The 15429-nt window shown below is 34.4% G+C and carries 12 protein-coding genes, 1 rRNA gene and 2 pseudogenes; 10 read left to right on the top strand and 5 right to left on the bottom strand.

Annotation, left to right across the window (positions count from 1 at the left end; translation table 11 throughout):
* Positions 1-75: 75 nt before the first annotated feature.
* Positions 76-1092: an aspartate-semialdehyde dehydrogenase gene (locus NOX90_RS07150; RefSeq protein WP_375604061.1), complete on the bottom strand. Its 1017-nt coding sequence runs from the start codon at positions 1090-1092 to the stop codon at positions 76-78.
* Between the two features lie 140 nt (positions 1093-1232).
* On the opposite strand from NOX90_RS07150, the gene NOX90_RS07145 reads away from it, so the two are divergent.
* Positions 1233-1667 (top strand): hypothetical protein, encoded by a 435-nt coding sequence (locus tag NOX90_RS07145; RefSeq protein ID WP_375604060.1) that lies wholly within the window; start codon positions 1233-1235, stop codon positions 1665-1667.
* Between the two features lie 40 nt (positions 1668-1707).
* Here the strand turns inward: NOX90_RS07145 and NOX90_RS07140 are convergent, their stop codons facing one another.
* From NOX90_RS07140 to NOX90_RS07125, 4 genes and pseudogenes are all read right to left on the bottom strand, one after another.
* Positions 1708-2982, bottom strand: coding sequence for an APC family permease (locus NOX90_RS07140; protein WP_375604059.1), 1275 nt, complete (start codon positions 2980-2982; stop codon positions 1708-1710).
* Positions 2983-3165: 183 nt separating this feature from the next.
* A complete protein-coding gene (locus tag NOX90_RS07135) occupies positions 3166-3534 on the bottom strand; it encodes a DDE-type integrase/transposase/recombinase (RefSeq protein ID WP_375604058.1) in 369 nt (122 codons plus the stop codon).
* Between the two features lie 60 nt (positions 3535-3594).
* A pseudogene (locus NOX90_RS07130) lies at positions 3595-4303 on the bottom strand (IS5 family transposase).
* 366 nt (positions 4304-4669) lie between these two features.
* On the bottom strand, positions 4670-5284 hold the full coding sequence (locus NOX90_RS07125) for a hypothetical protein (protein WP_375604057.1): 615 nt from the start codon (positions 5282-5284) through the stop codon (positions 4670-4672).
* Between the two features lie 153 nt (positions 5285-5437).
* Between NOX90_RS07125 and NOX90_RS07120 the strand changes: the two genes are divergently transcribed.
* From NOX90_RS07120 to NOX90_RS07080, 9 genes and pseudogenes are all read left to right on the top strand, one after another.
* Positions 5438-6942: ribosomal RNA gene (locus NOX90_RS07120) — 16S ribosomal RNA — on the top strand.
* Positions 6943-7042: 100 nt separating this feature from the next.
* Entirely contained in the window at positions 7043-7420 is a 378-nt protein-coding gene (gene sdhC, locus NOX90_RS07115) for a succinate dehydrogenase, cytochrome b556 subunit (RefSeq protein ID WP_375604056.1), read from the top strand.
* Positions 7417-7773 (top strand): succinate dehydrogenase, hydrophobic membrane anchor protein, encoded by a 357-nt coding sequence (gene sdhD, locus NOX90_RS07110; RefSeq protein WP_375604055.1) that lies wholly within the window; start codon positions 7417-7419, stop codon positions 7771-7773. The genes sdhC and sdhD overlap by 4 nt, the downstream gene beginning before the upstream one ends.
* Before the next feature lie 84 nt (positions 7774-7857).
* Positions 7858-9090, top strand: a complete 1233-nt coding sequence (locus tag NOX90_RS07105; protein ID WP_375604054.1) for a hypothetical protein — start codon at positions 7858-7860, stop codon at positions 9088-9090.
* Between the two features lie 334 nt (positions 9091-9424).
* Positions 9425-9865 (top strand): sugar phosphate nucleotidyltransferase, encoded by a 441-nt coding sequence (locus NOX90_RS07100; protein WP_375604053.1) that lies wholly within the window; start codon positions 9425-9427, stop codon positions 9863-9865.
* A 20-nt stretch (positions 9866-9885) separates the two neighbouring features.
* Positions 9886-11967 (top strand): annotated as a pseudogene (locus NOX90_RS07095) (IS4 family transposase).
* Positions 11968-12100: 133 nt separating this feature from the next.
* Entirely contained in the window at positions 12101-13330 is a 1230-nt protein-coding gene (locus NOX90_RS07090; RefSeq protein ID WP_375604052.1) for a lipoprotein-releasing ABC transporter permease subunit, read from the top strand.
* Entirely contained in the window at positions 13323-14054 is a 732-nt protein-coding gene (locus NOX90_RS07085) for a hypothetical protein (protein ID WP_375604051.1), read from the top strand. Before NOX90_RS07090 ends, NOX90_RS07085 begins: the two co-directional genes overlap by 8 nt.
* Positions 14051-15271, top strand: coding sequence for a tetratricopeptide repeat protein (locus NOX90_RS07080; RefSeq protein ID WP_375604050.1), 1221 nt, complete (start codon positions 14051-14053; stop codon positions 15269-15271). The genes NOX90_RS07085 and NOX90_RS07080 overlap by 4 nt, the downstream gene beginning before the upstream one ends.
* The last annotated feature ends 158 nt before the right edge of the window (positions 15272-15429 follow it).

The following is a 15429-nucleotide window of genomic DNA, read 5'->3' as shown; positions in this document are numbered from 1 at the left end:
CGTTACGCGCTGGAATGACATCATGTGATATACAAATTTCCTCCGAATTACAACGTACGTGCACTCTATATGCACTTAATACTCTCTTATTAAAATCTCAAGAATCTGCACTATATTTAATGCTGCGCCTTTGCGCAGGTTATCAGCCACTATCCACATATTTAATCCATGCTCAACAGTATTGTCTCTTCTAATACGCGAGACATATACAGCATTCTCCTGTACAACATCAATTTGAGTTATGTATTCACCATCTTCACGCCTATCGTACACTAAAACTCCACTCTCTTCGGCTTCACTCAGCACTTCACGAGCTTGTTCTTCAGTGATATGTTGATCAAATTCTACATTTACTGCCATAGCGTGACCGATAAAGACGGGTACTCTTACACAAGTTGCAGTAACTTTTATATCTTCCTCTAAAATTTTTTTTGTCTCCTCTTGCATTTTCCATTCCTCTTCTGTAGAACCATTCTCCATGAATTTCCCTACATGGGGAATGCAATTAAACGCTATTTGCTTGGGGAATATCTCGGGCTTTTTAGTCTCATTCATGAAGATTTTTTTTGTCTGGTCATAGAGCTCATCCATTGCTGCTTTGCCTGCGCCAGAAGTTGATTGATAAGTTGAAGCAACGATTCTCTTTATTTTTGCTTTCTGGTGTAATAGATGTAGTACTAGCAGCATCTGTATTGTAGTACAGTTTGGGTTGGATATTATGTTGTGGTTTTTATATTCCATAATTTTTTCTTTATTAATCTCCGGAATAATGAGTGGCACACCTTCTTTCATTCTAAAATGGGAACTGTTATCTATCACGATGCATCCAGCCTGTGTTGCAATTGGTACATACTTTTCAGAAACATGATATCCAGCACAGAAAATGGCTACATTAGTTCCAACGAAGTCATAATCCTCAAGGCATAAAACTGTTAACTCTTTGTCACCAAAGCTCATCTTCTTTCCTTCTGATTTTTTCGATGCAAGTGCAATAACAGAATCTATTGCCTCATCTTGAAATTCAGCAAGCGTGCTTAATATCTCACGCCCTACTCTTCCGGTTGCTCCAATAACAGCAATTTTGTATCTCATATAGATAAACCTCTCATTTTAAAGTTCTATTATATTTTTACTGACAAAATTTACAATTGTTTTAATATTTTTACCTTGCAATTAATTGTAATTTAGCTATTATTATGCAATATTAGTAATATTACATAATAAAATGAAGGATGAGTAAAGAATACGATGAAACTAAGGTTAAACCTGCAATTTCTACACCTCAAGAGCCTGAAAGAACCAATGGATTAAAGGCTCAAAATGTTCTTTTAANNAAAAAAAGAAAGCCTGTAATAAATTTTGATGATAAGAAGTATGGTGTAAAAACCCCTAAAATAGACGAACAGTCCCCAAACAAAGCTTCAAAGCTAAGAAATTTCTTAAGGTCAACACCAATAATAGGGAGATTTTTAGCAAGGATTTTCACACCTGAAAAAGTAGAAGTCGTCAGTAACCCTATAATGGAAGCATATAAAAAATCGCAAGCAGGTTACTCCAGTAAGATAGATGAGACTAGTATAGATGATCAATATGCAAAAGGAGTAGATAGTAAACTTGAGAAGGGTAATGTTGAACAAGTGGACAACAAGAAAAGTCGTGGTTCATAAATATCAATCATTTAAAAATTATCTCTAGCTATAACATTTGCTATACAGAAACTCTGCGATACCAAAATAAATAAATGGGTATGCCACTTGCAGTGAATAAGCTTGCGATCAGCAAGGTATTCACAGAAGTTTCAAATATTACCCAGCAGCAAAAGGTTGTTGCTATACTGCCAATTAAAAATTTGTAATAGTTTTTCTCCTTTATAATAACCTTGAGAAAAGCAAGACTGCATGCAAGGTAAACAAATAAAAATGAAACTACAGAAAAGTCAATAATTGATGTGATCTGTTCAGCAAAATTGTTCCTTGAAGTGAGAATTAGTAGAACTGAAGTGCCAACGGAGCTGATTGTTATGCCCCAGAAAGGAGAACCGTGCTTGTTTCTTTTAGCAAAGAACTGTGGCATCAGTTTATCTTCTGCAAGGCCAAGGGCCACTTGTCCACTAGCTAGTACCCAAGCATTTAAACTGCCAACACAAACAATAAAAGCAACAATAGAAATGATCAAATGCCAATTACCAGGAAACATAATTTTTATTGCGTCAACATACGGCGCTTTTGAATTAACTAGATCATTGCCGTTTATCAATCCCATGATTGCAAGGCTATTAATGAAATATATAACTGCAACAGAGATTGTGCCAAGCACTATGGCTCTTGGTATAGTCTTGGCTGGATCGTTTACTGATCCTGCAGGTGCTGTTGCTGATTCAAGTCCAATAAAACACCATAGAGTGAGTAGTGTAGAGCGAGCAAGGACTTGAGACATCGTTAGGGTTGATATTTTCTCACTTATGATAAAATTATTCCTATCAAAGAAAAACAACGCTGTTACTGGTATAGCAAGCAGTGCGGTAATTTTGACAGTCATCAATAAAAGCTCAACACATCCAGCAGCAGTGACACCTCTTAAATTTATTAGTGTAATGATCGTAAATAATAGTATTTCTAAAAATAAGCGTATATTTTGAATATCTCCATGAAAAAGCGAAGTAAGATAGCCAATACTTGCAACGATTACTGCTGTCGTGCTAACCCATGAAATCACCCAATACGTCCAACCAACAAAGAAAGCTGCATCAGGGCCAAAAGCATGCTTTACATAAACGTGAGGACCACCCGTTTCTGGAAATTTTGCGCAGAGTAAGGCAAAAACCAAAGCAAAAGATATAGCACCGAGCCCTGATATTACCCAGCTTATGAGGCTATAAATGCCATATGGAGCAAGGCTAATTGGAAGCATAAAAATTCCAGAGCCAATTTGGCTACTAATCACTAAGGCAAAAATAGCCCAAAAACCTATTTTGTTTGACACAATAGTTTCTAATTTCTATCTGAATAGGTTAATAATATGGCTTAAATTGGAAAACTTCAACGAATAAGTAACTTAACTCGTGTATACAAAAGTTAAATGAGTGCGGACCTGCAGTACCAAAATAAGTATGTAGGTATACTACCTAAAATAACATGACCTTACCCAGAAAAAGTAGAGAGAAAGTTAAGACGTTTTTATCATGAGAATAAATTGTGCAGGAATGCAATAGTTAATAGTAGAAGGTCTACGTTGTTTGTTATAAAAGATTTCTATGTATTCAAATATAGCAGTTCTAGTTTGTTGAGCGNNAGAAGTATCGATAAGCAGCTCTCTTTTGAGTGAACTTNNTTCTGCAACAGAGTTATCGTAACAACAGCCCTTACTGCTCATGCTGGAAATGATATTTTTTGTATTCAATAGAAATTGGTAATTTTGAGAAGTATATTGTGACCCTTGATCGCTATGTAACAGTAGATTTTTATCGGGTTTTCGCTTATTAACAGCCATCAATAAAGAGTCAATAACCAATTGTTTATTTATTGAGCTACTCATTAACTACCATACGTGAATATAGGTCAATTATTGCTGCCAACAACCTTCCTTAGAACCTGTTTAAAATCTTCGTAATAGGAGAGAAATGAAAGAAAGGACAATCATTTGCAAGCTGGTGTTGAGTTTACGCTCGCAATTTTTCCACAACCGCCTACACTTTTCCAACCAAGCAAAAGAGCGCTCAACGACCCATCTCTTTGGCAATACAATAAAGGTATGTAATTCACTTCGTTTTATTACTTCAACGGTAGCGTTGCTTTTATTTGTGTTGCAAAATTTTCTCCTGTGTAGCCAGCATCAACTAGTATATTTTTAACTTCAGAGAGGTTTTCTTTAGCCTTTTCCACCATTTCCATAGCACTAGTTGCTTCTGCGGTTGTTATATGAATCGCATGCTTGAGTATCAACTGCAATATGGCCCTGAAATCTTTTTACCTGCATCATAGCCTTTTTCTTCAGCAGTATCTGTGTTTTTAACACTTTGAGCATCAATTATACAGAAACTGTTTCCTACCATTATTCTCTCCAACTAGTTTTTTTTAACCAGCAAACTTGGTTTTTCTCCATTTTTTTTACTCCAGATTTGAAAATAGTAATATATGTTTTCCCACTTTGGAAAATCCTTTGGCAACAACTTTTTAGTACGTATAAGACTGCACAAAATACTTCATATAAATCAAGTTTTCTTGGTCTTGCTGCTACTCTCTAGTATTGGTCTGATTTTTTCAAATTGCTCTCGACTTATATCACTTGGATAATTTTTACGCATAGATACACCTCTTTCTTAAATCTATGCCTATTTTACCTCATCCATCCAAGATTTTAAACAAGTTCTAAGATCAAATCTTTCTTTGTCATAANNGGAACCTTTGCCTGGAAATGCGTATGCTTCTGACATTTTNCCATCATATTTTCTTACCCATTTACTTAACATACTGCCATCTATACCTAGATCTTTTGCTATTTTTGTACTTCTGTTTCTTTAACCAGCTTCTAATTTAAATTCTGCTGTATATTCTCTTCTATTTACACCTCTTTGAAAAAACGTTTTATTTTACTCCAAAAACGTCTTAACTTTCTCTCTACTTTTTCTGGGTAAGGTCACTGCCAAAAGCTATGCAAAAAGTCTAATGAGTTAACTCCCATATATCCGGAGTAATTCTTGTGAATTAGCCTTTATTAGAGTAGGGCATTTTCTGTCATTTAATAGGGAACGCAATACTTCAGTTGCACCTTTAATGTCGTTATTATGTATCTTTACTATAGCAATAGCTTCTTGGCTTGAGTAAGGGTACACCATACTTGATTCTAAATTATCAATTTTGTCTTTATTTATTTTTTCACCGTTGGAGTGAAGTAAGCTCATTACTTCTAAATATTGTGCTAACTCACGCAAAACATTAGGAGCATCTTTATCATCTGCCAAATCATTATAAATAGATGCTGTGTCTGTTGGCATTGAACCTGAGATATGATTGGATGCGCGTTCAAAATTTGCTAAATACTCCCAATTTGAATCTATTTCTTCTAGCAGAGGCTTATTATCTTTTTTAAGNAATAATACTTCGTAAAACTTGTCACCTGCAGTTATAGATTGTTTTGTATTATCAATATTGTGCAATAAGTATAATGTGATGCCAACTAACATTGGTGCGAGTGCAGACAGAAAGATGTATTTTTTCATGGTACTATTCCAAATAGTTATATATTTATACATTAATGCTTTTGATTTGCAAAAACATATTGACATAGTGATTATATCACATAATAATATTTTCAAAGTTGTTTGAATAGTTGGAGATTAAAATATTTCTAAAGTAGAAATAAAGACAGCAGTATTAAGCTAAATTATTTTTTGTCGGATTTATCCGATGTACCCTCAACCTTTTATAGGTTGAAGTCTAAATTTGAGAGTTTGATCCTGGCTCAGAATGAACGCTGGCGGCAGGCCTAACACATGCAAGTCGAACGGAGTTGTATTGTAGCTTGCTACGGTATAACTTAGTGGCAGACGGGTGAGTAATGTATAGGAATCTACCTAGTAGTACGGAATAATTGTTGGAAACGGCAACTAATACCGTATACGCCCTACGGGGGAAAAATTTATTGCTATTAGATGAGCCTATATTAGATTAGCTTGTTGGTGGGGTAATGGCCTACCAAGGCAATGATCTATAGCTGATCTGAGAGGATGATCAGCCACACTGGAACTGAGATACGGTCCAGACTCCTACGGGAGGCAGCAGTGGGGAATATTGGACAATGGGCGAAAGCCTGATCCAGCCATGCCGCATGAGTGAAGAAGGCCTTTGGGTTGTAAAGCTCTTTTAGTGAGGAAGATAATGACGGTACTCACAGAAGAAGTCCTGGCTAACTCCGTGCCAGCAGCCGCGGTAATACGGAGGGGGCAAGCGTTATTCGGAATTATTGGGCGTAAAGGGCGCGTAGGCGGGTTAGTAAGTTAAAGGTGAAATCCCAGGGCTCAACCTTGGAATTGCTTTTAAAACTGCTAACCTAGAGATTGAAAGAGGATAGAGGAATTCCTAGTGTAGAGGTGAAATTCGTAAATATTAGGAGGAACACCAGTGGCGAAGGCGTCTATCTGGTTCAAATCTGACGCTGAGGCGCGAAGGCGTGGGGAGCAAACAGGATTAGATACCCTGGTAGTCCACGCTGTAAACGATGAATGTTAAATATGGGAAGTTTACTTTCTGTATTACAGCTAACGCGTTAAACATTCCGCCTGGGGACTACGGTCGCAAGATTAAAACTCAAAGGAATTGACGGGGACCCGCACAAGCGGTGGAGCATGTGGTTTAATTCGATGCAACGCGAAAAACCTTACCACTCCTTGACATGGAAATTATACCTATTCGAAAGGATAGGGTCGGTTCGGCCGGATTTCACACAGGTGTTGCATGGCTGTCGTCAGCTCGTGTCGTGAGATGTTGGGTTAAGTCCCGCAACGAGCGCAACCCTCATCCTTAGTTACCATCCAGGTAATGCTGGGGACTTTAAGGAAACTGCCAGTGATAAACTGGAGGAAGGTGGGGATGATGTCAAGTCATCATGGCCCTTATGGAGTGGGCTACACACGTGCTACAATGGTGGCTACAATGGGCTGCAAAGTCGCGAGGCTAAGCTAATCCCTTAAAAGCCATCTCAGTTCGGATTGTACTCTGCAACTCGAGTGCATGAAGTTGGAATCGCTAGTAATCGTGGATCAGCACGCCACGGTGAATACGTTCTCGGGTCTTGTACACACTGCCCGTCACGCCATGGGAATTGGTTTCACTCGAAGCTAACGACCTAACCGCAAGGAGGGAGTTATTTAAAGTGGGATCGGTGACTGGGGCGAAGTCGTAACAAGGTAGCAGTAGGGGAATCTGCAGCTGGATTACCTCCTTAGGCTTTGTGCATAACTTACCATTTTTAATGATGGTGTTGTTATGTACTATACTGCTGTCTTTACTTCTACTTTATTTTAATTTCCCGATAACGGAATTTTATGAGTGATAGACCTCTTTCTCCACATTTACAAATATATAAAGTACAAGTTACTAGTTTTTTCTCTATTATGCACAGATTGACTGGTATCTTGCTATTCCTTTTATTAATGATACTTTCTTGGTATTTCATATTACATGTTTACTTTCCTGAGTTGCTTATAGTAAGATACTTAAATGCATTATTGTTTACTCCTGTTGCTAAATTAGCTTATGTCTTATGTTTTATAAGCTTTTCATATCATTTTCTTAATGGTATTCGTCATTTATTATGGGATGTTGGGCTTAATTTAGAAATTACTGGTGTTTCAAGGAGTGCTATACTGCTGACAGTAACGCTACTTCTTTCTACTATGGCTTTTTTATTTATGTTTATATGAGTCAATCTGGAAATTCAGTACATCATTGGTGGGTCCAGCGTGTTTCTGCGGTAATTTTACTGTTCCTGTTTCCTTGGTTTATCTATTCATTTTCTTGCGCATTTTATACTGATAGCTCTTTGTCTTTTAGTGAAAAATTTATTAATCATCCTCTAGAGCTTTTATTTTTTGTTGTATTGTTGTTTTGCATTTTTTGGCACGCAGTTCTTGGAATGCAGGTAGTGTGTGAAGATTATATACACAGCGTACCTTTGAGGATTTTTACAGTTACATGCATAAAGTACTTATCAAGCATTACTTATATAACCCTCGCTTTTACAATCTTTATCTTCTACAGGCATATTTTCTTGTAAAATCACCGGTGCTGTGTTAATATATTATTAGTGTACTAGTTTTATTATTGAACTATAGCATTATAGCGATTTTGGTTTGACAATATGTTTGAAGCATTAAAAAAGGGAGCAATAGATCTTACACTTAAAGCAAAAGGTCTGCTTACTTCACCTGAATCTCAAGTTTACGTCGAAGACCTTAGAAAGGTAATGATGTATGATGGAAAGAAATGCCAGTATCCAAAAAATTATGATCAAATTGTACAGTCTGCTAAAATCATAGAAAACAGGGATATGCATGGAAATGCTATACTAGATAAAGATAAAAATCCAACCTATAAACTTTTGTATGGTCAAAAAGATGAGAATGGAAAACAACCAAGTTTCAGATTATCTTTAGTTACCAAAAATGAAGATAATGATAGATCTTATTTTACTATCAATTATATAGACAATCAGGGTAAGCAAATTCCTATAGATTGGTTAAATAAGTCATACTTTGAGCTATTAGGCTTTTCGAGAATGGATTTGAAAAAACACGTGCCAATTTTCGAAGCTCAAAAAACTAAGAATCCTCAATATCCGTTTGAATTAACTAACTCTTCTGTGCTAACTAAAGAGGTAAAAAATAAAGAAGGTAAAGTTCAGGAAGTTGTTGATGAAAAAGGAAGAAATGGAGAATTATTATACACTAGTGATGACAAAAAGCTAAGCACCCATTTTTCAGAAATTAGAGATCAGAATGGTAATCTAGAGCTAGATAAAAGTCTTATATCTGTTCCTATCGTTTTTGCTACAAGTTTAGCTAAAGTTTGTACTAAATTGTTGACTTCTCTTCCTATAAAGTTAGGGGAGCATTTAATAAGCAAACAAAACCCAATTGCAAAGTCTTTTGGTTATCTTTTATTTACTCCTGCAATGGCAGTAAAAAATTTAGTGAATATGGTAGCTACCATACTTAAGGCTCCAATTTTATTGTTTGTAGCAAATGAGAAAAAATATGGTGATGCTTACTTCACTATGTGGAAACACCAATTGGCAGGGTATTGGGAAGAAATAAAAAGTGACTTTAGTGTTATTAAAGGTGAAGAAAGGCTAAAGCCGGAGCAAAAGGATCAAAAGCTACTAGTGGGCACATGGGATGAGCTTAACGCTAGAAGGCCAAAGAAACAAGGGAATGATAAAGAAGTTAGCAAGAGTAATGAAATACTAAAGAGTCCTGAGGAAGAACAAAATAAGAGTAATGAAATATTAAGTGGTAAAAGAGGTTATGCTGATAAAGTAATAAGCAGACGGAATTCATTGCAAGACGAAAAAATTCAATTACCTCCTTACTAATTACAACTGTACGAACGTTGTGATTTGTAGGTAATTTTCATAACAAGCAGTGTCATGCCAGTGCTTGACACTGGCATCCAGTTTTTGGTAGTTTCATTGAAAATGCTGTATAGTGCGCTTGTTTATGATCGATTTTGCTAGATCCCAGTGTCTAGGCACTGGGATGACACCCTCCTGGTAAGCTCAAATCACAATGCTCGTACAGCTATGCCTCGCTAATTAGCTATTACTTTAATTAACATTTACTTTCTTTATTAACTATTCCGCAACAAAAACTTGCATGCATTTTGCCCTCAGTATAAGATATTAATTATTTAATTAATATCTTAACTAAATGCGCCCTGTAATATTGTGTGGTGGTAGTGGTAGTAGACTTCGGCCTTTATCTAAGCCAAAGCAATTTCAGAAAATATTTAGTCAGAACACTATGTTTCACAACACTTTGTTGAGGCTAAAAAGCGATTATATGCCGCCCATAATTGCTACAAATATACAGTACGAGTCATTAGTGATGGAGGAATTACATGTGCTGCAAGAATATAAAGTGATTTTCGAACCAGTGAAAATTGGAACAGCAGCGGCAATATTAATTGCTGCACTTCTCTGCAATGAAAACGAGACAATGTTAATTCTGCCTTCAGATCATTTCATAGGTGATTTGAATAGTTTTTATGCTTCTACTCAAAAAGCGTCTAAGTTAGCCTCTGAAACTAACTCTATAGTCACTTTTGGGGTTAAGCCCATAAGTGTTGAAAGTAACACAAAAAAGACATAAAGAACTATTATTGCAAGAAAATGGAGGCAATAATGGATCAAATAGAAAGAGTACTAAATTTAATAAAAGATGAGGATTTAGAAAGGCTAGGAAAATTAAGTGAAGTAGATAAATGTAATACTAAATTGTTGGGCAAGATTATATTTAAAGGTCTAATGAAGTTAATATTAATGGGGCAAAAAACAAGCCTAAGAGCGCTAGAAATGGTAATAAACAGGTGTATAATGGATAAGAATAGCGATAAAAGTACAGTAACATACAGTGGTTTGTCAAAAAGGTTAAAAGTTATAAATCCAGAATATTTTAAGGGAGTATATATTGATTTGATGAGCAAGATTAAAAAGCTATTACCCCAAAAAACATCAAATAACTTACATAAGTTTGATTCGACGATCATAAATTTATCGGGATATCTCATAAAAGATGGGCTAAAAATAGGCGGTAAAAGTAACGACAGTCAAGTTAAAGTGAGTGTAGGATTAAAGGATCAATTGCCGACAAGTATAAGATTTTGTAAAGGACAAGAAGAAAGTAGTGAAGATATAGCATTAGTGAGAGCAATTAATGAAGCTAAAGTTGAAAAAGAGGATATTTTATTATTTGATAGAGGAATCAGAAAAGTTGGAACTTTTGCCGAATTTGATGAAAAGGAGTACAAATTTATCACAAGAGTTAAAGTGGGAAGAAAACATGATGTTATAAGCAGGAACAAAGTTATAAGAGAACAAAAATCGGATGGATCAGAGATTTTAGAAGATATAATAGTTAATCTTTATCGTGCACGAGGTAAAGTGGCAGAAAAGCATGATCTACGGCTAATAAAAATCAGAAATAAAATTGGAGATGAAATATGGTTTTTGACAAACTTGTTTGAAATGCCAGCTTATGAAGTAACAGAGCTATATAGGCGCAGATGGGATATAGAAGTGTTCTTTAAATTTATAAAGCAAAATCTTGGATATAAGCACTTTTTAAGCCATACTATGAATGGCATGAAGGTGTATATTTACATGATTATTATTACGGCTTTGTTATTTCTTGTTTATAAAATCAAAAATAATCTACATGGGTTCAAAATAGCATTACTGCAATTCACATTGGATCTAAATGACTCTTTTATACGTTCGATTGTTTTACNNTGTCGGGAGGTAATTTACATGCCGTTGATCATCTCATATCACGTTATTTTTGATACTTTCAACACTTATGGGGTTAAGCCTCATGAATTCAATTCTGAATACGGTTATATAAATGCAGTTTATGATCAGAAAGAAAAATATCATATAGTGAAAGATTTTACAGAAAAACCCGAGCATAAGTTAAGCAACGATCATTATTGGAACTCTGGAATATTTGTGTTTAAAGCAAAACGCTACATAGATGAGATCAAAAAATCTGCCCCGAATCTTTACAATTCATGTTTTAAACATTTCACACCGCAAGAGAGATTTCTGTATTTAAAACAACGAGATTTTGCAGGAATTGAAGGCATATCTATTGATTACTTGGTAATGGAAAAAGCAAAAAACGTTGCAATGATAGAAGCTAACTTCGATTGGTTGGATGTTGGAACTTGGAATTCAGTTTTAGAATTGAGTGAGAAGTTTAGCAAAGAACCGGTGTCATTTCAGCATGTGATTAGAGAAAAAGAACCAGTTTCAACGACAGAAAGTAATAAAAATTTATTGGGTGGAGCTTATAAGCAACCAAACAAAAGCCTAATATCGTTTATTAATAAGGTTAAGAAAGCAAAAGCGATAAGAAGAGAAATCAAGCCATGGGGATTTTATAGTATAATTTTAATGAGCGAAAATTTTCTTATAAAATATCTTTTTATAAATCCATTAAGCTGCACTTCTAAGCAATTCCATCACTATAGAGATGAATACCATATAGTACTATAGGGAGTTGGGTATGTTAGTTTAGGCGACAAAGAATATGCTATAGTAAAAGACCATATGATAGAAATCCCAAGGGAAGTTTCCCATAGGATTGAAAATAGAAGCACAAGCTCTCCACTTGAGATAGTTGAATTTCAAATAGGAGAGCATTTATCTGATAATGATATAGTGAGATTGGATGATGTATATGGAAGATTTTGAAATTCTAATGTTAAAGATACTCTATAAGTCTGCTAAATTTAAAGGAGTAAAAATATCTAGTTTTCAAATAAAGAAAAGTCTACACTTATACGAAGTTTCAAGAATATAATGTTTAACCTCAAAATATTTTGTAATGTCCATTGCATTTGAAATTACTATGGCTGCTTGCTATTTGCGAGCGAAAAATGCCAGATTTTGCTCTATAATGACTTTGTTCTCTATTATCGGCATTGCCCTTGGAGTTGCAACACTAATAGTGGTGATGTCTGTGATGAACGGATTCAGAGCAAAGTTGCTTGACTCAATACTTGTCATTGATGGCCATATTAATGTTTATTTTGATAGGAACATAAATTCAGATTACTGCACAGTTTCGAAATCTATTGAGAAAATTCCTGGTATATTAAAAGCTACTCCTATGACCAATGATCAAGTTATTATTGTAGCAAATGGTAAAATTGCAGGTAGCGTAGTGCGAGGTGTGTCAACTAAAGATTTGCTTGATAGTACTACCATTATAAATAATGTAATTATAGGTGATGTAAAAAAATTTGATGAAGGGATAATAATAGGAGCACGATTGGCAGAAGCTTTGAACGTTGACTATGGCGACGAAATTACGTTTATATCATCTGAAGAATTTGATGCATTACTTGGTGAAATGCCGCGAATGAAAAAATATAAAGTTATAGCAATATTTGATATGGGTATGTTTGAGTATGATAATACCTTGATATATATGCCTCTAAAATCAGCACAAGCCTTTTTTAATTATAAAAATAGCATAAAAAATATAGAAGTACTTGTAGACGACGTTACTAGAGCTGATAAGCTGGCAGATGCTATAGAAAAAGAAATAGGAATGAAAGCTGAAAGTTGGCAATCACAGCAAAGCCATTATTTTAGTGCTTTAAGAACTGAAAGAAATGTAATGTTTTTAATTCTTACTTTGATTATAGTTGTAGCAGCGTTTAATATTATTTCAAATTTAATGATGATAGTGCAAGAAAAGAAATCAGCGATTGCAATTATGCGTACATTTGGTGCAACAAGTGGAAGCATTATGCGCATATTTTGCGCTTGTGGTCTATTAATTGGTTTTGCGGGAACTTGTCTTGGCTGTATTATAGGTGTCGTTTTTTCTCTCAATATCGAAAATATTAGAGTATTTTTAGAAAGCATTACTAACGTCAAGCTATTTGATCCTATGATATACTTTTTTTCAAGTTTGCCAGTGATACTATTACCCCAAGACGTAGTAAATATTTCTGCACTTGCATTATTCTTATCATTTTTAGCGACAATAGCTCCTGCATTGCAAGCAGCTACACAAGATCCTGCGGAGATACTACGTTATGAATGATACTCAGCAAAAGTACATAGGTTGGTTTTTAATTATATTATTGTTTGCCAGTTATATTACAATAAATAACATAGTATTTTTTAAAATAAGTCAGCAAGAAAGCGATGATAGTATAAAAGTTTTGACGGAAAACATAGATGAATTAAAAATGTTGCTTGAAGTTAATCAATCTAGAACGGAAAAAAGGATATTTGACTTAAAGAGAAGTCAGCATACTCAATGTGAGCAAGGTGATAATAACTCAAGATGTAAGAACCTTGCAAAATTGCTATTACTTGTGGTTAAAATGAAGGATTCGTTATTGCGAGAAGCAAAATTTGATAATCATATAAATTCAATAAAGCCTTTGATATCAGAGCTTGATGATCCAGAGATAGAAAATGCAATGAATGAATTAGAAAATTTGAAAGAGATAAATACTTTACATGAATTAAAATTATCTTTTGAAGAAACCATTGCTGTTATTAACTACAATAAAAGTACATTGTCTAAAAAAATCATTTCAAACTGGATAAAGGTAGACGACCGGAATGATCCATTAAGAGTAAAGTTTGCAGAAATTGAGGAGTCAATAAACGATAATGATTGGCAAAATATAACTGTTACAGTAAGCAATTTAACGCATTCAGAATTCAAGCTATGGCTGAATAAATTGAATGGTTTTATTGTAGCTTCTAAGAATATTTCAACAATATATCATCACTTATTACAATATATCTCATGATTTATTTTATAATTTTCGCTTTTTCGTTTTTATTTGGCATATGGATCAAGGTAAGTGGTGAAGTAATAAAATTGGAATTAGGCAATTACACTATAAGTATTGATCTATATTTCATTATTTTTACTTGTGTAGTTTTATTATTTTTATTAATTACACTTGTACGCTTTTTTTCCTCCATTTCATCAACATTTGCCAACATAAGAAATAGAAGAAGGGATAGGGAAGAATTGCTTCTCTTTGAAGCTTTCTTTAGCATAGACTTAGACAATATAGAGAATGCCCAAAAACTAGTTAAAAGTCTGAGTGAAGAGAGCGATAGGTTGTCTTTAATAAAGCTCTTTAACTCAGGTAAGACGGGAAATTACAGCTTTTTCAGTAACGGTTTAACAAATATTGCAAATAAAAATCGTAACTTAGCTCTACTTCTAGCCAATAAGCTGATTGTTTACCTCAAACAAGAAAAAGTAGTCTTTCAAAAATTTATAGAATATTGCTCTAGTTCAATTAATGATAAAATGCTATCTATTCTCTTTCAAATAGAGCATTACATATTGAAAGAAGATTGGATTAATGCAATTTTGAGGTTAAAGGAAGCAGTTAAGTTCAATATTTTTCTTCCCTTTGACCATAAAGAAATGTTTGCAGTTTTTTATTGTGCTTTGGCAAAACAATATGAAAGTAAAGGGGATTTTAAAGGGGCTATAAAGTCTTTATTCAGAGCACAAAGTTATTATGCAACTTTTCGGCCCATCAATTATTTAAAGGCAGAATTATATACTAAACTTGGAAAAATCAGAAAAGCTTCTGCAGTGCTAGAAGAAGAGTATACAGTAAATCCTACTCTTCAGTCAGCTAGAATGTACATCAATTTAAATAGTAAAGGTGCTGAAAGACTATATAACTTACGCCCTGATTATTATTTTAGTTACTGTTTACTTGCTTTGTCCTCAATGAGTTCAGGTAAATATGATCTTGCAAGTCAATATTTAGACACTGCTATCAAAAAAGCTAATTACATGTCAATCTACTTTATTGTAATACAGCTCAAGGTTACATTGCAAGAACACGACAAGGTAATTTATTGGCTAAACAAGATGAGCTCAGAAGCTTTGCCTGATCCAGGCTGGAAATGTAAAAATTGTAACAAAGAACTAAAGCAATGGGATCATAAGTGTTCAAGTTGTAATAGTTTTAATTGTGTTTATTATATATTATAAGATTCCACAAAGTGTGATGATAATAATATATGGGAAATTACCATCAAAGACCTCTATTGAACAATTTTTGGAGCAGATCTCTTAATATAACCCTTATTTCAAAATAATAAACCTGCAAGTTTTCTAGTTAGACTTGGTTCTAATGTCAAAAAAACTTG

Origin of the sequence: Wolbachia endosymbiont of Anurida maritima (genome assembly GCF_042182995.1) — a bacterium.
In the GTDB taxonomy this organism is placed as follows: domain Bacteria; phylum Pseudomonadota; class Alphaproteobacteria; order Rickettsiales; family Anaplasmataceae; genus Wolbachia.
This window is presented reverse-complemented; position numbering and strand designations above follow the sequence as displayed.